16 protein-coding genes and 2 tRNA genes are annotated in these 18,940 nt (G+C 45.6%); 2 read left to right on the top strand and 16 right to left on the bottom strand.

Features of this window, described 5'->3' with window-relative positions:
• Positions 1-190: 190 nt before the first annotated feature.
• The 12 genes from truB to murJ all read right to left on the bottom strand — a co-directional run bounded on the left by truB (position 191) and on the right by murJ (position 13,623).
• The gene (gene truB, locus ST37_RS12170; protein ID WP_084886759.1) at positions 191-1,126 is read right to left on the bottom strand and encodes a tRNA pseudouridine(55) synthase TruB; all 936 of its coding nucleotides are present in this window, start codon (positions 1,124-1,126) and stop codon (positions 191-193) included.
• A complete protein-coding gene (gene rbfA, locus ST37_RS12165) occupies positions 1,126-1,536 on the bottom strand; it encodes a 30S ribosome-binding factor RbfA (protein WP_084886758.1) in 411 nt (136 codons plus the stop codon). The genes truB and rbfA overlap by 1 nt, the downstream gene beginning before the upstream one ends.
• Before the next feature lie 123 nt (positions 1,537-1,659).
• Positions 1,660-4,317: a translation initiation factor IF-2 gene (gene infB, locus ST37_RS12160; protein ID WP_084886756.1), complete on the bottom strand. Its 2,658-nt coding sequence runs from the start codon at positions 4,315-4,317 to the stop codon at positions 1,660-1,662.
• A gap of 21 nt (positions 4,318-4,338) precedes the next feature.
• A complete protein-coding gene (nusA, locus tag ST37_RS12155; RefSeq protein WP_084886753.1) occupies positions 4,339-5,826 on the bottom strand; it encodes a transcription termination factor NusA in 1,488 nt (495 codons plus the stop codon).
• A gap of 32 nt (positions 5,827-5,858) precedes the next feature.
• Positions 5,859-6,314: a ribosome maturation factor RimP gene (gene rimP / locus ST37_RS12150; protein ID WP_084886752.1), complete on the bottom strand. Its 456-nt coding sequence runs from the start codon at positions 6,312-6,314 to the stop codon at positions 5,859-5,861.
• Positions 6,315-6,570: 256 nt separating this feature from the next.
• Positions 6,571-6,647: transfer RNA gene (locus ST37_RS12145), tRNA-Met, on the bottom strand.
• Between the two features lie 51 nt (positions 6,648-6,698).
• Positions 6,699-6,782, bottom strand: a tRNA-Leu gene (locus tag ST37_RS12140).
• A gap of 10 nt (positions 6,783-6,792) precedes the next feature.
• Entirely contained in the window at positions 6,793-7,128 is a 336-nt protein-coding gene (gene secG / locus ST37_RS12135) for a preprotein translocase subunit SecG (protein WP_084886750.1), read from the bottom strand.
• 217 nt (positions 7,129-7,345) lie between these two features.
• Entirely contained in the window at positions 7,346-7,873 is a 528-nt protein-coding gene (gene lspA, locus ST37_RS12130) for a signal peptidase II (protein ID WP_084886748.1), read from the bottom strand.
• Between the two features lie 250 nt (positions 7,874-8,123).
• Entirely contained in the window at positions 8,124-10,970 is a 2,847-nt protein-coding gene (gene ileS / locus ST37_RS12125) for an isoleucine--tRNA ligase (protein WP_084886746.1), read from the bottom strand.
• Between the two features lie 68 nt (positions 10,971-11,038).
• The gene (gene ribF / locus ST37_RS12120; protein WP_084886744.1) at positions 11,039-11,977 is read right to left on the bottom strand and encodes a bifunctional riboflavin kinase/FAD synthetase; all 939 of its coding nucleotides are present in this window, start codon (positions 11,975-11,977) and stop codon (positions 11,039-11,041) included.
• 86 nt (positions 11,978-12,063) lie between these two features.
• Entirely contained in the window at positions 12,064-13,623 is a 1,560-nt protein-coding gene (gene murJ / locus ST37_RS12115; RefSeq protein ID WP_084886742.1) for a murein biosynthesis integral membrane protein MurJ, read from the bottom strand.
• A gap of 255 nt (positions 13,624-13,878) precedes the next feature.
• On the opposite strand from murJ, the gene rpsT reads away from it, so the two are divergent.
• Positions 13,879-14,139 carry a 30S ribosomal protein S20 gene (gene rpsT / locus ST37_RS12110; RefSeq protein WP_084886740.1) on the top strand — a complete coding sequence of 87 codons (261 nt, stop codon included), beginning with the start codon at positions 13,879-13,881 and terminating at the stop codon, positions 14,137-14,139.
• A gap of 104 nt (positions 14,140-14,243) precedes the next feature.
• On the opposite strand, the gene ST37_RS12105 is transcribed toward rpsT, so the two are convergent.
• Both ST37_RS12105 and nhaR read right to left on the bottom strand, forming a co-directional pair.
• A complete protein-coding gene (locus tag ST37_RS12105) occupies positions 14,244-14,534 on the bottom strand; it encodes a metalloregulator ArsR/SmtB family transcription factor (RefSeq protein WP_084886738.1) in 291 nt (96 codons plus the stop codon).
• Positions 14,535-14,645: 111 nt separating this feature from the next.
• The gene (gene nhaR, locus ST37_RS12100; protein ID WP_084886736.1) at positions 14,646-15,539 is read right to left on the bottom strand and encodes a transcriptional activator NhaR; all 894 of its coding nucleotides are present in this window, start codon (positions 15,537-15,539) and stop codon (positions 14,646-14,648) included.
• 314 nt (positions 15,540-15,853) lie between these two features.
• Between nhaR and ST37_RS12095 the strand changes: the two genes are divergently transcribed.
• The gene (locus ST37_RS12095) at positions 15,854-17,008 is read left to right on the top strand and encodes a Na/Pi symporter (RefSeq protein WP_084886734.1); all 1,155 of its coding nucleotides are present in this window, start codon (positions 15,854-15,856) and stop codon (positions 17,006-17,008) included.
• Between the two features lie 51 nt (positions 17,009-17,059).
• Here the strand turns inward: ST37_RS12095 and ST37_RS12090 are convergent, their stop codons facing one another.
• On the bottom strand, positions 17,060-18,055 hold the full coding sequence (locus ST37_RS12090; protein WP_084886732.1) for a Solitary outer membrane autotransporter beta-barrel domain: 996 nt from the start codon (positions 18,053-18,055) through the stop codon (positions 17,060-17,062).
• 29 nt (positions 18,056-18,084) lie between these two features.
• Complete coding sequence (locus ST37_RS12085; protein WP_084886731.1) at positions 18,085-18,936, bottom strand: thymidylate synthase; 852 nt, start codon at positions 18,934-18,936, stop codon at positions 18,085-18,087.
• Positions 18,937-18,940: the final 4 nt, after the last annotated feature.

The raw sequence follows: 18,940 nt of genomic DNA, 5'->3' as shown, positions 1-18,940 counted from the left end.
CGAGGCGCTTTTCTTGCGAAAAGCTTCGAGCAAAAGCAAATAAGCCCACTTCACCGACCGTCCCTCGCAGCGCAGCGCCCTCGCCTCTCGAAGCGTCAGCGCCCTCGCCTCTCAAAGCGCAGCGTCCTCGATCCTCGAAGCGCCAGCGCACTCGCCGCCTCTCAAAGCGCAGCGCCCTCGCCTCTCGCTTTTACCTAAAAACAACCAACCGTTTAGGCGCAACCTTCCCATCGTCATCAATTTCGCCGACACCTATGAACAAGCGCTCTTCGCCAGACGTCATTCGAACTTGCCCTTCAACAGGTGCACCAAAAATTTGTACCGGCTGACCGTGTTGGACCATATCGGCGAGCTCTGGAAGCATGTTCACTTCTGGCAAGTCGATAACCGCTGTGTCCATAGGGAGCAACAATGGATCAAGCAGCTCACGCGGCGCGATCTCTTCACGATGAGCTTGTTCTAATAACGCTTCGAGTTGCTCTAAAGTCACCATGCGCTCGTAAGGGTATTTCGCTACCTGTGTACGACGCAAATAGGTCACGTGAGCACCACATCCAAGCATTTCGCCTAAGTCATCGACGATGGTGCGAATGTAGGTACCTTTTGAGCAGTGAACGTCCATCTCGATTTCATCGCCATTAAAGCCTAGCAGCTCAATGGTGTACACCGTAATGTCACGCGCTTCGCGAGGAACTTCAACGCCTTCGCGGGCGTATTCATACAGTGGGCGACCTTGATATTTTAATGCCGAGAACATCGAAGGGATCTGTTTGGTGGTCCCTTTGAACTTCGCCACACAACGCTCTAATTGACCACGATCGACTTTCACAAGGCGAGTTTCAACCACTTCACCGTCTGAATCAGAGGTGTTGGTACGCTCTCCAAGTTTAGCTTTAACAATGTAACGCTTATCTGATTCAAGCAGGTACTGAGAGAACTTTGTCGCCTCACCTAAGCATATTGGTAGCATACCAGTCGCTAATGGATCTAACGCTCCTGTATGTCCCGCTTTGTCTGCAAAGTAGAGGCGTTTTACTTTTTGTAAGACGTGGTTAGACGATTCACCGGTTGGCTTATCGAGCAGTAATACACCGTGGACTGGACGACCTTTACGACGACGTGCCATTACTCTTCGTCCTCACGTTCCTCGTCTTGACGACCTGCTTCGCCTTTCTTCTGTGCATCATTAGACACAACTTCGCTGACTAGGTTAGACATGCGCATGCCTTCAACCAAAGTCTCATCGTATACAAACTTCACTTCAGGCGTTAGACGTAGGCGAATACGCTTGCCTAGCGCCATACGTACCATCACTTCATGCTCTTTTAGCGCAGCTAGGCACGACTCAGGTGTTTGTTCACCCACACACAAAAAAGTAACGAAAACTGTCGCGTAGGCAAGGTCACGAGACACTTCTACGTCAGAGACTGTCACCATACCAATGCGTGAATCACGCACTTCACGCTGCACGATAACAGCCAGTTCTTTTTGTAATTGTTGAGCCACACGCTGGGTACGGCTAAATTCTTTTGACATTTCTTTTCTCACTATAAAAAGAATGAGGGGCTAAGGCCCCTCATGGTGTATTCAACAACCATCACCTTCAAAATTAGATTCGAAGGTGATTTTAGTCAATGTGTTGATTAGTCAATGTACTGATTAATCAAGCGTACGCTTGATTTCAACGATTTCGAATACTTCGATTTGGTCACCTACGCGTACATCGTTGTAGTTCTTAACGCCGATACCACATTCGTAACCATTCTTAACTTCTTGTACGTCATCTTTAAAGCGACGTAGTGACTCAAGTTCACCTTCGTAAATTACAACGTTTTCACGTAGTACACGAATTGGGTTGTTACGCTTGATGGTACCTTCGGTAACCATACAACCAGCGATAGCACCCAGTTTAGGCGACTTAAATACGTCACGAACTTCAGCAAGACCAATGATCTCTTGCTTGAATTCAGGAGCAAGCATACCGCCCATCGCTTGTTTTACTTCATCAATCAATTGGTAAATGATTGAGTAGTAGCGAAGGTCTAAGCTTTCTGCTTCAACAGTACGGCGAGCTGAAGCATCAGCACGAACGTTGAAGCCAAGAACGATAGCATTAGACGCTGCAGCAAGTACTGCATCCGTTTCGGTAATACCACCAACACCAGAACCCACGATGTTTACTTTCACTTCATCAGTCGACAGTTTCAGTAGTGAGTCTGAGATTGCTTCCACAGAACCCTGTACATCAGCTTTAAGAACGACGTTAAGTTCAGCAACTTCACCAGCGGTCATGTTCGAGAACATGTTTTCAAGTTTCGATTTCTGCTGACGTGCAAGCTTAACTTCACGGAATTTACCTTGACGGTAGTTCGCAACTTCACGAGCTTTACGCTCATCACGTACTACAGTAGCTTCATCACCTGAAGACGGAACACCAGATAGACCGATGATTTCGACAGGAATAGATGGACCAGCTTCAAAGATCTCTTGACCGTTTTCGTCGCGCATTGCACGAACACGTCCGTACTCTTGACCACAAAGAAGGATATCACCTTTGTTTAGGGTACCAGACTGAACAAGAACAGTAGCTACAGGACCACGACCTTTATCTAGGCGAGATTCTACAACCACACCAGACGCCATACCTTCTTTCACGGCTGTAAGTTCAAGAACTTCAGATTGTAGAAGGATAGTTTCTAGTAGGCCTTCAATGTTAGTACCTTGCTTAGCAGAGATGTGAACAAACATGTTCTCACCGCCCCACTCTTCAGGAATAACATCGTACTGAGCCAATTCGTTCTTAACGTTATCTGGGTTAGCATCTTCTTTATCGATCTTGTTCACAGCAACGATAAGTGGCACGCCGGCCGCTTTCGCGTGTTGAATCGCTTCGATAGTCTGAGGCATTACACCATCATCGGCAGCAACCACAAGTACAACGATATCTGTCGCTTGAGCACCACGAGCACGCATTGCGGTAAACGCGGCGTGTCCAGGAGTATCTAAGAAGGTAATCATACCGTTCTCAGTCTCTACGTGGTAAGCACCGATATGCTGAGTAATACCACCCGCTTCGCCAGAAGCAACGTGTGCTTTACGAATGTAATCCAGTGTTGATGTCTTACCGTGGTCAACGTGACCCATGATAGTAACAACAGGTGCACGGCCTTCCGCCAATGCGTCGTTATCACGATCTGCAAGTACCGCTTCTTCTAGCTCGTTCTCTTTACGCAGAACCACTTTGTGACCCATTTCTTCTGCCACTAGTTGTGCAGTTTCTTGGTCGATCACTTGGTTAATGGTCGCCATAGCGCCCATTTTCATCATGACCTTAATCACTTCTGTTGCTTTCACAGACATCTTGTTCGCTAGCTCAGAAACAACAATGGTTTCGCCAACGACAACGTCAGATTTAGCGACGGTTGCGTTTTTATCAAAGCCTTGCTGCATAGAGGTAGGTTTCGCTAACTTACCCTTACGACCACGTTGGTTATTACGTCCACCGCGATTGTTTGCTTCAGGTGCTTTTTTCTTTTTCTTCTTACGACGACCGCCTTCATCACGACGCTCTTGTTCATCTTCGGCTTCACGAGCGTAAGTAGAGGTTGTGGTATGGAAGTCAACGGTTTTGGTTTTCTTAGCTTCTTCTTGCAAACGCGCTTCAGATTCAACAGCAAGACGTTTCGCTTCTTCTGCCGCTTTCGCAGCCTCTTCAGCGATGCGACGTGCCGCTTCTTCTTCTTGACGACGTTGAAGCTCATCCGCTTCTTTCTTAGCAAGTTCTGCAGCAGCGCGCTCTTCTGGAGTTTGGCTCTCAGCTTTTGCTTTTGCTTCCGCTTCTGCTTTGGCTTTCGCTTCTGCGTCAGCTTTCGCTTTGGCTTCTGCTTTGGCTTTCGCTTCTGCAGCTGCTTTCGCATCTGCTTCCGCTTTTGCCTTCGCTTCTGCAGCAGCTTGCTCAGCAGCTTCTGCTTCTAAGCGTGCTTTTTCTGCTTCCGCTTTTTGATCGTCAACAACGCTGCGCTTAACGTAAGTGCGCTTTTTACGTACTTCTACTTGTACGTTTTTGCTCTTACCGCCAGTTTGAGCAACGCTTAGCGTGCTCTTCTTTTTGCGTTGCAATGTTAGACGTGTTGGCTCAGCTTCAGCAGCTGTATCGCCATGTTCTTTTTTAAGATGTGTCAAAAGTACTTGTTTCTCATCTTCCGTCACAATATCGCTTTGTGACTTATTCATACCTGCATCAGCAAGTTGCTCTACTAAACGGTCAACTGGTGTACCAATCTCATCGCTTAACGCTTTAACTGTAAGTTGTGTCATTCCACTACCTCCCCTTGCTGATTATTCTTCGTTGAACCAACAGATATTACGCGCGGCCATGATCAGCTCGCCAGCACGCTCTTCAGTTAGGCCTTCAATGTCTTCTAATTCATCGACGCCTTGATCAGCTAGGTCTTCTAATGTCACTACGCCTTTAGCGGCAAGTTTGAACGCCAATTCGCGTTCTAGACCTTCAAGACCTAATAGGTCTTCTGCTGGTTCTAAACCTTCAAACGACTCTTCTTGTGCAAGCGCAAGCGTTGTCAGTGCATCTTTAGCACGACCACGTAACTCTTCTACAAGATCTTCATCCAAGCCGTTTACTTCCAGTAGCTCAGCTACTGGTACGTATGCTACTTCTTCAAGTGTTGAGAACCCTTCTTCCACCAACAACTCAGCAAAATCTTGCTCGATGTCTAGGTGCTTCATGAACGATTCAATCGACTCTTGAGATTCTTCTTGGTGCTTCTTCTCTAGATCTTCAACGGTCATTACGTTTAGTTCCCAACCGGTAAGTTGAGACGCAAGACGTACGTTTTGACCTGCACGGCCGATAGCCTGTGCTAGGTTGTCCGCCTCTACCGCGATGTCCATAGAGTTGGTGTCTTCATCAACAATGATTGAAGCAACATCCGCTGGAGCCATTGCGTTAATAACGAACTGTGCTGGGTTATCGTCCCAAAGAACAATATCAATACGCTCACCACCAAGCTCACCAGAAACCGCTTGTACACGTGCTCCACGCATACCAACACAAGCACCTACAGGGTCAATACGCTTGTCGTTGGTTTTCACAGCAATTTTTGCGCGTGAACCAGGATCGCGCGCAGCGCCTTTTAGTTCAATCAAGTCTTCGCCAATTTCTGGCACTTCAATACGGAACAGTTCAGTCAACATCTCTGGTTTAGAGCGAGTCATAAACAGTTGGAAGCCGCGTGCTTCTGGATCCACTTTGTATAGTAGACCACGCACTCGGTCGCCCGAACGGAAGTTTTCACGTGGAAGTTGGTCATCACGTAAAATAACCGCTTCTGCATTGTTACCCAAATCTAGGATAACCGTGTCGCGATTGACTTTTTTAACCGCGCCAGTAAGAAGCTCACCTTCGTTATCGATGAATTGACCCACGATTTGAGCGCGCTCAGCTTCACGTACTTTCTGTACGATGACTTGCTTAGCGGTTTGTGTTGCAATACGGTCAAACTTCACTGAGTCGATATCATCTTCAACATAATCACCAATTTCTAATGATTCGTCTTCGTATTTTGCCGCTTCTAGTGAAGTTTGTTTGGTTGGAAACTCTACTTCTTCTACAACTTCCCAACGACGGAATGTATCAAAGTCACCGGTTTTGCGATCAATCGCAACACGGACTTCTACTTCCATCTCATATTTCTTTTTAGTGGCGGTTGCCAAAGCAATTTCTAGTGCTTCAAAGATACTCTCACGAGGTACCGCTTTTTCGTTTGAAACAGCTTCTACAACTGCTAAAATTTCTTTGTTGTTCATCCTTCTAGCCTCTTAATGCCCTATACACTGGCTTAAAATTTCGGAATTAGGTGCGCTTTGTTAATGTTACTCAGTGCAAACTCTTCGACTTGTCCGTCGGTTTCGACGCTGATGGTTTCACCTTCAACACCTTTGATTACACCTTTCCACTTACGACGATTGCCCACCGCCATTTTCAAAACGATGCTTACTTCGCTTTCGATAAATCTTTCATAGTGTGCAGCTGTAAATAGAGGGCGCTCTAGACCTGGAGAAGAAACCTCTAGGTTATAAGCCACCGAAATTGGATCTTCTACATCCAAAACCGCGCTCGCCTGATGGCTTACTTCGGCACAGTCGTCAACGTTAATGCCGTTTTCGCTGTCTATAAAGATGCGTAAGGTTGAATACTCACCTGCACGGATAAATTCAACACCCACTAATTCATACCCAAGTGCCTCTACCGGCGCCTGCAGCATTTCGGTCAACTGTCTTTCTAATCCAGTCATTCTTACCACTCCAGAAACAAAAAAAGGGCCTAAAGCCCAATTTAATACCTAGCACACTATTTGAGAGTATCCACGTAGATAAATCTCAAATAACAAAAAACCCCGAAAAGTCGGGGTTTTTGTTGCTGGACCCTGATATTACTAAACTAAACCCCGCTAAAAAATAGCTTAGATTTAACTTAGCTGCCAAGTTAAGCGGACCGCTTTGAGGTAAAAAACCTCGACTTGGCTGACTTAACAATCACGTCCTGAAAATTGGTTGCGGGGGCCGGATTTGAACCGACGACCTTCGGGTTATGAGCCCGACGAGCTACCAAGCTGCTCCACCCCGCGTCCGACTGTCGAGCATTATACGCTCAACGACTTGATTATCAAGTCGAATAATGGTGCCGAGAGAGGGACTCGAACCCTCACACCAAAGGCACTAGCACCTCATGCTAGCGTGTCTACCAATTTCACCATCTCGGCATCAACTATTCTACTGAGGAATATCGTTCGAATTTTCTTCGACCGGTAACCCCAGTTCATCGTTAGTTTGTTGTATCACCTGGCCTTGAGTAGGGTCAACCCACTGAGACTCAGGCTTGTGTGCGGTAAGATTACCGATCACCAAGCTAACGACAAAAAATACTGTTGCAAATATTGCAGTCATTCGGCTCAGGAAGTTACCTGATCCAGACGCACCAAATACGGTATTTGACGCTCCAGCTCCAAACGACGCGCCCATGTCGGCGCCTTTACCTTGCTGAATTAAAACTAGGCCAATAACACCAAGCGCAGCCAACAGGTAAATCACAAGTAGAGTTTCAAACATATTTCCACCTATGTTCCAATTTGTTCCGCCAGCGCTATTATAAATGATTCAAAACCATTCGTTCTACAATATAGCTAACGCGTCTCTCGTTGAGAGCGGAGCAAATACTAACGAAAGGCTCAGGCGCTGACAAGCAAAAAATTCATCATTTCACCCTTTAGAGAGACAATCGCTCAAAATACGGGCAAAACGCATGTTTTACAGGAGCTCCAAACCGTTACTTACTGGAAGAAGGGTTAGATTCCGTTTTTTCTTTACTAAAGAATCCATCAAGAATAATCATTGCGGCACCTATTACAATCGCCATGTCGGCAATATTAAATGCAGGCCAATGATACGTTCCCCAGTAAAAGTCTAAATAATCGACGACGTAACCGTGCAGCACACGATCGTAGGCATTACCCAAAGCACCACCAATAATAGAGGCGTAGGCAATACTCAACCAAACAGCAGATTTTGGTAGCTTTCTCATCCACGTCATCAAAACGAGTGAGAAAACAAACGCAAGACCGGTAAATAAGTAACGTTGCCAACCACTTTGGTCACCCAAGAAACTGAAGGCTGCCCCATAGTTATGGACATACAACAGATTAAAAAAGGGTAAGATTTCTATGCGATTAGACCAGCCATAGCCCATCTGATTCATGACTAGGTATTTTACACCAATGTCTAAAACAAACAGCAGCAGTGCAAGCCACAACCAACGAAGTCCAGACTCTTTCACTGGCAATGCCGACTCTTTCATGAGTTCTTCCTTAACGAATGCGCTTTCAAGCAGACAAGCAATGTCTGGTGTTGCCGCATTGCCGCGACAACACCAATGTCATTGAAGTGATACCAACCAAAGCAATTAACTGATCATTATCGCTTGTTAAAATCGCAAATAGCGGCGTTAAAGATTTTGAAGGTAGAACAACTATCTACGGTAATCTTTGCCTTGCTCTTAGCGATTTTTCCGGCGCAATTTTCTGACCCGTTAATTACGTCTATTGGTATTAGGCAAACTGACGAACTTCGCCTTCACCGTCTACATTCGTCACACAACGGCCACAAATGGTCTCGTGACCCTCAATAGTGCCTACGTCTGCCGTATGGTGCCAGCAACGGTCACACTTCTGTGCTTCCGAGCCATCAACTTGAACAAACAATCCTTCAAGCTCGGTCTCTTGAGCCGATTCAGATTTTTCGCTAAGTGGTTTAACCGCAGCCTTAGACGTTAGAAGAACAAAACGCAGTTCATCACTCAGCTTGTTCAATGTCGCTGCCAGTGTATCGTCAGCATACAGAGTCACTTCAGCTTGCAGGGAACCACCAATGGTTTTCTCATTACGTGCCGCTTCAAGAAGCTTATTCACAGCACCTCGAACGCTTTGCACATCATTCCAAAACTCATCGTTTAGCTCTTCACCATCAGCAAGACCAAACAGACCATCAAACCACTCATCAGCAAACACAAATTTACCGCGGCTATCGCCAGTTGGCAGCGTTTGTGGCATTTGGTTCCAGATTTCATCAGCAGTAAATGACATGATTGGTGCCATCCAACGAACCAAGGCTTCAACGATGTAATACAACGCTGTCTGACAACTGCGTTGTGCATGACCACCACGTTTTGCTGTGTATTGACGATCTTTGATGATATCGAGGTAGAACGAGCCCATTTCGATAGAACAGAAGTGCATCAAACGCTGCATAACGGCGTGGGTATTGTACTCTTGGTATGCTTTCACGATCTCGTTTTGAGCCGCTAGAGCACGCCCTACCGCCCAGCGATCCAGTGCTACCATGTCTTCTGGTGCAACCAAATCCGTTTCTGGATTAAAGCCACTTAGGTTTGCCAAGAAAAAGCGAGAGGTGTTACGAATACGACGGTATGCGTCTGCGCTTCGCTTCAAGATTTCATCAGAAACTGCAACTTCACCTGTGTAATCGGTTGACGCAACCCACAAACGAAGGATGTCGGCACCCAACTTGTTGGTCACATCTTTTGGCGCAACCACGTTACCAATAGACTTCGACATTTTACGACCATGGCCATCAACCACAAAGCCGTGGGTAAGCACTTGGTTGTAAGGCGCAACGCCCTTCATTGCAATTGAAGAGATCAACGACGACTGGAACCAGCCACGGTGTTGATCCGACCCTTCCAAATAAAGATCGGCACTGTGTCCACCAAACTCTTCACGAGCGTCTACCACTGAATAGTGTGTCACGCCAGAGTCAAACCATACGTCCAACGTATCTAACACTTTTTCGTAGTTGTCTGCGTCGTCACCAAGCAGCTCAGCAGGCTCGAGATCCCACCACGCTTGAATACCTTTTTGCTCGACCAGTTTAGCCACATCTTCAATCAGTGATAAGCTATTTGGATGAAGCTCTGAGGTCTCTTTGTGAACGAACAGAGCAATTGGCACGCCCCAAGTGCGTTGACGAGACACACACCACTCTGGGCGGCCTTCGATCATACCTTCAATACGGCTTTGACCCCAATCAGGCATCCACTGAACGCCTTTAATTGCCTCTAGCGCTTTAGCGCGAAGTCCAGCTTGATCCATTGAGACAAACCATTGTGGGGTTGCACGGAAGATGATCGGTGTTTTGTGACGCCAGCAATGCGGGTAGCTATGCTCGTAAGCGTGATGGTGCAATAGTGCTCCATGCTCTTTCAGCGTTTCGACGACTGCATCGTTCGCTTTAAATACGTGTTGCCCAGCAAAAAGCTCTGTATCGGGCAGATACACGCCATTTGAACCGACAGGGTTTGCAACTTCTAGGTCATATTTTTGACCTACTGCGAAATCCTCTTGACCATGGCCTGGCGCGGTGTGAACCACACCAGTACCTGATTCCGTTGTCACGTGATCGCCAAGTACGACCGGAACAGTAAAGTCATAGAATGGGTGCTTAAATTGAGACAGCTCTAGATCGCTACCTTTAGCAAAACCTAAGTTGTGGTAGTGCTCAACACCGGCACGATCCATCACATCTTTTGCAAGCTCAGACGCAACAATAATACGCTCTTTAGTCTCGCCCTCGATCTGGATCAGTACGTATTCAAGATCATCACGCATACAAACTGCACGGTTTGCTGGCAACGTCCAAGGTGTGGTGGTCCAGATAATAACCGACACGTCACCTTCACCTGCATGGCCTTCGGCCAAGGTGAATTTTTCGACTAGAGACGCTTCGTCTGCCGCTTTAAAGCGAACATCGATAGAAGGAGAAACTTTATCTTTGTACTCAACCTCAGCTTCTGCCAAAGCGGAACCACAATCTGTACACCAGTGCACAGGTTTAAAGCCTTTTAGCAGGTGTCCGTTGTCGGCGATTTTACCCAGAGCACGAATGATGTTGGCTTCAGTACCAAAATCCATAGTGCGGTATGGCGCATCCCACTCACCCAAGATGCCTAGGCGCTTAAAGCTTTCACGCTGGCCGTCAACTTGACCTTGAGCATAAGTACGGCACTTCTCACGGAACTCAGCCGCCGTTACTTTCTGCCCTGGCTTGCCCACTTTTTTCTCTACCATTAATTCAATGGGTAGGCCGTGGCAATCCCAACCTGGAATATACGGAGCGTCGAAGCCTGAAAGGGTCTTCGACTTAATAATAATGTCTTTTAGAATCTTGTTGAGTGCGTGACCAATATGAATGTCGCCGTTTGCATACGGAGGGCCATCATGAAGAACAAAGGATTTCTTTCCTTTCTTGGCTTTACGGATCTCACCGTAAAGATCTTCCTTATACCAACGCTTAAGCATCTCTGGCTCACGATTCGCCAGATTACCGCGCATTGGAAACCCTGTTTCAGGAAGGTTCAGGGTATCTTTATACTCACTCATCGATTCTATTTTCCGTTCATTATGGGTGGATTTTGACATTATTACCTTATAGAGAAGCCACCGCTTAACTATAAATCCTGTTGTGCCTTCAGCCACATTCGTGCCGAAGACGCATCTAATTCTATTTGTTGTTTGAGCGCATCAAAAGACTCAAACTTAATTTCATCACGCAGCTTGTGCAGCAACGCAATTTCTAGCTGTCTACCGTATAAATTACCAGAGTAATCGAATAGGTGCACTTCTAACTGTTGTCTGACGCCATTTACCGTCGGGCGATTACCAATATTCGCCACGCCACCTACATTATTGCCATCTAAATCGATAGCTTGCACCACGTACACACCACTGACTGGGCTTACGTTGCGCTTTAAAGGTAAGTTTGCCGTAGGAAAGCCAATGGTACGCCCAAGCTTTCTACCATGAGACACACGCCCACTGATGCTGTATGGACGCCCAAGCAGTTGCTGAGCCGTCGACAGTTGATCGTTAGACAGCGCTTGGCGAATATAGGTACTACTCACTCGCGTCTGCTCTAGTACAAAACTTTGTGTATTAACGACCTCGAAGCCAAACTCATCGCCGGCTTTTTTAAGCATGTCAAAGTTGCCCTGACGATGGCGACCAAAACAAAAGTCATCGCCAACGACTAAATACTTCACGCCTAGTTTTTCAACCAATAGCTCCTGGATAAAGCGTTTCGCTTCCCATTGAGCAAAGTCTTGAGTGAAGTTGATACACAGCAATCTATCGATATCTAGCTTATCGAGTTGTACAAACTTATCTCGTAATCGAGTAAGCCGAGCGGGAGCCTTATCTTTTAGAAATAGCTCCATAGGCTGTGGCTCAAACGTCATCACTACGGTAGGCAACATTAGCTCACTCGCTTTATTTGACAGTTTGTCCAAAACTGATTGGTGCCCTAAATGCACACCATCAAAATTGCCTATCGTTAACACACAGCCATGATGCTGTGGTTTAACATTGTGAATACCGCGGATAAGTTCCATTTAATCGGCTTAAAATCTATCAATTAGTAAAACTGGCGAATTATATAACATTCGTTCACTACTACGCCAGAACAGAAGTTACCCAATTAGGCTGCTGCTTTAAAATGGCGAGGTCTTAAGCCCAAAATCACACAAGTAACAACAAACGTTAACCCACCCGCAGCAATTAACCCAGTAAGTGTTGTGCTTCGCTGCGCAAAACTCATCGCAAGCCAAGTGTCGAACGAGGCAGAAATTTGCAACAACACCATCACCATAGCTATTACAGCCACTGTGATTTTGCCAATAAACAACAGGGTTGAGCGTTCTATTTTATACACACCCTGCTGATGCAACCCTCTATAAAGCAGCAACATATTCACCAGAGCGGACAGTGCTGTCGCGATCGCAAGCCCCACATAACTGTAGAAGTAGGCAAAAATAAGGTTAAAGCCCATGTTGGTGACCATAGCGATGATGCCGTATTTCACTGGGGTTTTGGTGTCTTGACGCGAATAGTACCCTGGCGCCAGTACTTTAATCAGCATGAAGTTAAGCAACCCGCTGGCATAGGCAATAAGCGAATAAGACGCTTGCTGAACATCGTGCATACCAAACTCGCCACGCATAAATAACACCATAAGCATGGGTTTCGCCAATACCACTAACCCTGCCATCGCTGGCATACCTAAAGTAATGACCATGCGAACCCCCCAATCCATTGTTGCGGCAAACGCTTGTGGCGCAGCATCAACATGCTTTCGGGATAGCGCTGGAAGTATGACCGTTGCGATCGCTATACCAAATAGACCAAGCGGAAATTCAAGCAATCGATCCGAGTAGTACAGCCAACTGATGGAGCCAGTCATTAAGAAACTGGCTATAAAGGTATCTAGCAGCAAATTAATTTGGCTCACCGAAACGCCAAACAGCGCTGGGATCATCAATTTTCTGATTTTAGTGACACCTGGGTGAGACCATCCAAACTGTGGACGAACAAGTACACCTGCTTTATAGAGAAAAGGGATCTGGAAAAGAAACTGCACCAGTCCACCTAGAAATACACCAATAGCTAAGCCCACTTCTGGCTGCTCGAGCCTTGGTGACAAAAACCAAGCGCTCCCTATAATCATCACGTTAAGGAACACGGGAGTAAATGATGAGACAGCAAACCGCCCTAAGGTGTTCAATATTGCACCAGACAAGGCGACGAAAGTGACAAACCATAAATACGGGAACGTAATTTTAAGAAGAAAGCTGGCTAATTCGTATTTGGGTGCTGACGGACCATCATTGAGCCAGTCTAGAAACCAACCTGCACCGAACAGCGCGGTAATGGCGCCTGATCCTATCACTCCTAGCAGCGTCACAATAGACACTATGACGCCTAATGTTCCCGAGACCTTGGCAATCAACTCTCGCGTTTTTTGCTCATCACCTTTAGCTTGGTACTCGGTTAACACTGGAACAAAGGCTTGAGAAAAAGCCCCTTCGGCAAACAGTCTACGTAAGAAGTTGGGAATTTTGTTGGCAAAGAAAAAGACATCGGCGCTGGCCCCTGCACCCATTAGATTGGCGATCACGACATCGCGGACCAAACCTAGTACACGCGACACCATCGTCATGCTGCTGACAATTAGCCCCGATTTGAGAAGTTTTCGGCTCAAAATTTGCCTCTAGAATACACACGAAATTGCTTCTGAAAAAAGAGCCTAAATTAGACGTCTATTCAATACAGATTTATTAGCAATGAAAAAAGAATACTGGTAGAATCCCCGCCATCTTAACCGTGTTGAACCTGCAAATACATATTTTGTTTGAATTTGCCTCTGTTTTACACAATTCATTTGACTTTCGGTGTGTAAACAGGCATGCTCCACCGCCTTAATTAGTACCGAATAAAGTTTTTGGGAGTTAGACCCTTGGCAAATAGTAAATCTGCTAAGAAGCGCGCTATCCAAGCTGAGAAACGTCGCCAGCACAACGCTAGCCGTCGTTCGATGATGCGCACTTACATGAAAAAAACTGTTGCAGCTATTGAAGCTGGCGACAAAGAAGCAGCAACTGCAGCACTAGCAACAGTTGCACCAATCCTAGACCGCATGGCGACTAAAGGCGTTATTCATAAGAATAAAGCTGCTCGTCATAAGTCTCGCTTCTCAGCGGCTATCAAAGCTCTATAATTGTTTTGATTTAAGCTAAAAAAAACCGGCCATGGCCGGTTTTTTTGTATCTGAAACTCAGAGAGCTTAAAAATAAAGCACCGTCTTCTACGATGCTTATGTCATTAACAGTACATATCGTGCAACAGATGGACCAGACGTTTCACTTCTTCACTATTTAGCGAATAAAACACCGTTTGCGCCTCTTTTCGAGTGGTCACTAACTCATCGCGACGCAGCCACGCTAAATGTTGAGACAGAGCAGATTGGCTCAAGTTTAGCCGTTCACTTAAATCCGTCACCGAGCTCTCTTGCTCATAGAGCAAGCACAAAATCTGTAAACGTCGCTCATTGGCTACCGCTTTAAGCAAGGTAATTGCCTTGGCCGAGTTTTTCTCCATATCTCTAATATTCATTTCTCAATTCCAACTGATTAACTCTATGCCTGTTTTTTTGTTCAGGCAAAATAGTATCGTCTTTATAAACCTTTGTAAAACGAGCACCTTGGCGGCTAAATTACCGCAAGGCTAAGAAATCATTTGCTCGAAGTGGATCTCACAAATCGCCTTTACGGCAGGGTGTTGTATCATCCGTTCTGCAAAAATCACATGGTACTCTTCCCTCAACTCCTCAATTTTTGCTATTGGGTGAAATTGAGCCTGAGCGATTGCCTGACCATTAAGATGATGTGTAGGCGCAATAAAAATGGCGTCGCGGTGCACTTCAGCAAAAGCCTTCATTAAGGCGACATCATCAAACTCTCCAAGTACATTTGGCGTGATGCCTAGACTGTCAAACCAACGCCATACTTTACGGCCCATTGTCGTGTTGGAGCTTGGCAATAGAAGTTTGTAACTTTCGATGTTTTCCGGAAACACATTTCCTTTTTGCTTGTTAGCGCTGAAGAAGCTCATACCAACCTCTCCTAACTTCTTACTAAACACCCCACTGCTTTGGCTCACATCGACAGGACAGTCCGAAATTATCATATCCAATTTGTGTTGGGATAGTTTCTCGAGTAAATGCTCGTGCGTCGATTCAAAGCATCTTATATGAACATTGCTCTGGCTTTCTGTCGCAATAGAAAGAATATGACTGACGATACGCTTAGAGAGGGCATCAGCTACGCCAACCTCGAACAACCAATTCTCTCGCTGGGAATAATTGATGATATCGAGCATCTCATAGCTCAAGTTGTACATCCTGTCCGCATATTTAAACACCAACAGTCCTAGCTCAGTGGGTTCGACAGAGCGACCACTCTTTTTGAGCAACTTACCTTTAAAGCGCTCTTCTAACAGTTTTATCTGGCCAGTGACCGTTTGCGGTGTTAAATACAGCGCTTCAGCAGCCTTCGAAACACTCCCCTGCTTACACACCATCCAAAAGTAGTAAAGGTGGTTATAGTTAAGATGTGACATCCGTCGATAATACCTCGGGAATTCTTGTTGTTTGATTGGAAATATATACTTTTTCCGATAAATAACCAAATATCATTCGAAACGCATCAACTATAACTAACAAATATGACAAAACATTTCTATCAAACTATCGCGGGATCTTTTCAATTTTATGCTTTTAAAATCATAAAGTTAACACTATGCCAATCGTTTGCTTTATGACACTTTATTTAAGGATTTCTTTCAAAACTGTCATATAACTGAAATATAAGCACACTACTATTCCGCTGGATAATTCATTTTGACCAAACTTTTATACGGTCGCGGAGAATACAATGTTAAATCAAGCCACAGAAACCACGGCCACGCCGGTCACAAAAACGGGCAATTGGGCACGCTGGGCTAGTTTAGTTGTCATGTTGTACCTACTGCTTCTTTCAGTAGGCATGGTCGGCGGCGGTTTTAAACTCGCTACCGGTGAGCACGCCAAGACACTTTTTGAGTTTGCTTCTCACCCTATTGCTGGATTAATGATTGGTTTAGTTGCCACTGCATTAATTCAATCTTCAAGTACTGTAACCTCTATCATTGTGGGACTTGTTGCTGGCGGTTTGCCGGTTTCAGTCGCTATCCCTATGGTTATGGGTGCTAATATTGGTACGACAGTGACCAATACCCTTGTCAGTTTAGGTCACGTTCGTTGTAACACTGAGTTTAAGCGAGCGTTTGCTAGTGCAACAGTGCACGACTTTTTCAACCTTCTTGCCGTAATTATCTTCCTACCACTGGAAATGATGTTTGGCATTTTCGAAAAAATTTCTCATTGGTTAGTATCACCTCTGCTTGCGACAGGTGATATGAGCATGGGCGGATTCAACTTTATTAAACCGCTTACCAAACCTGTAATTTCGATGGTGAAAGATCCCCTAACCGCTAACTTTAATGACGTTACAGCCGGTGTGGTTCTTATTTTCCTAGGCATTGCGACCATCTTCGTTGCCATTACCGCTATGGGTAAATTAATGAAGACACTAATGGTAGGACGTGCACGCGAGATCCTAAAAAATGCTATTGGGCGTGGACCTCTGCACGGCATCGCTTCTGGCTCTGTTGTGACGATATTGGTTCAATCATCGTCGACAACGACAAGCCTCATGGTTCCACTTGTCGGCTCTGGTGTATTAAAAGTACGCGAAGTGTACCCATTCACGCTAGGGGCAAACATTGGTACCTGTATTACGGCTCTACTGGCTGCCACTGCGGTGAGTGGTGAACATGCAGCCTTTGCATTGCAGATAGCGCTTGTTCACCTAATATTCAACCTCACTGCAACGGCTGTCATCTTTGGTATTCCGTTCTTACGAGAACTACCACTTAAAGGTGCCGATTACATTTCAAATATGGCCATTAAGAACAAGTCTGTAGTTGCGGGTTATCTTGCGTGTGTGTTTATCGTCATTCCTGGTGCTATCTTAGCGGCAACCATGTAAACGATACAAAATACTTAAAACCAAAAAACCTCGTTTCATGACGAGGTTTTTTTATTCGTTGTAGAAAAACACAATCGAGCCTCCATTGAGTGAGCTCCCGTAATTGATATTGATCCCCAAGCCCACATTGTAAATAAGAGATGAGTAGCGAGAGGTATCGATAATCCATCCCACACTGTATTCGTTGTAATGTGTCGCTCTCAGAGGTTGTCTGAGGTCCCCACCCAAATCGATGCGTCTATACCGCCATAGGATATTTTGCTTATGCTCAAAAAACGTGGGTAGGTGATGTTTAAGTTGAACACTGTTACTGATGGTCCAGCTTTCTGGACTTGCACGATATTGCCCTCCAGACCCACCAAAATTCTGCCCATAAAAATAGTGGTATTGGGAGTTAAACTGGAATTCAGCGAGGGGGTATTGGTAGGTATAATTGAAATCAATTTGGGGTTCAACTACCCAGGCGAATGTGTCCGTATTCGCATATGTGTCCAAACCAATTTTTTCGACTTCACTAATCAGCGGGCTATTGGCATCAAACACGTTTTGATAATACATGAGATGTACACCTGTACCTCCATATACATGCCATCTGGGTGCAAAGTTATAGCCTAAAGCGTACTCGGCATAGCCCGTTAAAACAGAATCATCAGAGTAGTCATTGGGCCACTCCTCTATGGCTGGGACATCGAGAATAGAATAGTTAATCTCCCTATTCAGCCCCATCCAGGCCGCTCGTAATTTCACTCGGTGTAGCCACAGGCCTTCCTCACTACCAACATAAAATGTCGTCGGCAATGAAATACTACTAATGCGATCCGCCGCTTCAATAGAGTCAGCGCCACCAAGATTAGGGTTGTTTGTTCCTAAAATCTTATTTGGATCAAAAACATTGAAGCCAAAAGAAAGTAAGTCGCCTTCACTAATAACGAGGGCTGCAGAGATCACAGCTTCATAATGTGCGGCAGGATCGACGATCGTTTCCGCACTCATTCCACTTGGAGCTATTAACGCTGTGCCAATCCCTGCAACAACGAGTTTTTGCATTTACCATCCTTGGTCTATTGCTGCCGCAATTACACTGAAAACGGGTACCTAATCGGATCATGGCACTGGTAACCTTCGACACTAAAGTCATCTAGGGTCACCCATGTTTCAAGATCCTCTAAAGTCTTAATTTCTGGATTAATATGAAACGTTGGGCCAGCCAAAGGCTCACGTTTTAGTTGCACATCTCTCATTAACTCTAGCTGATCTTCATAGATATGTGCGTTTACTATTTTATGATACGCCTTTCCGGGTTTGTGACCGGTAATTTGCGCCATAATGGCCAAAAAGACGTAGACTTGAACCATATTAAAATTAAGGCCTAGTGGAACGTCACAAGAACGCTGTGTGCTGTTTAAATACAGCTCCCCATCCAATAAAGAGAAGTGGTGGCTGTACATACACGGACGCAAACAGCCCATGTGAAACTCACCTGGATTATAAAAGTTTAGGATCTCGCCGCGATCATCGTGACCACGAGTTAAATCATCAACAATCTTTCTCAATTGATCAATTTCACCACCGTCGGGCTTTGCCCAATGGCGACCTTGAACCCCGTAGACTCGGCCCATATCGTCTTGGCCTTTTCGAAACGGACTGTTCAACCACACCTGATTGTCATTGGCGTTGGCGTCCCAAGTTTTGGTGCCTAACTGTCGAAAATCTTCAGCGTTATCATAGCCGCGAATGTACCCTAACAGCTCAGCAACTGCCGCTTTCCAGAAACTTTTTCGAGTCGTTACCAGTGGGAATGCACCGCTTGCTACATCGTACTCTAGGTCGGCGTTAATGAGCGTCAAACAACGTTTTCCGGTGCGCTCATTCTCTACCCATTTCCCTTGTTCAATAATTGAATGACAGAGGTCTAAATACTGTTTCATGAAC

The organism is Vibrio sp. qd031 (assembly GCF_002100145.1).
In the GTDB taxonomy this organism is placed as follows: domain Bacteria; phylum Pseudomonadota; class Gammaproteobacteria; order Enterobacterales; family Vibrionaceae; genus Vibrio.
Note: the sequence above shows the minus strand (reverse complement) of the source record. Positions and strands in the feature narration are given on the sequence as shown.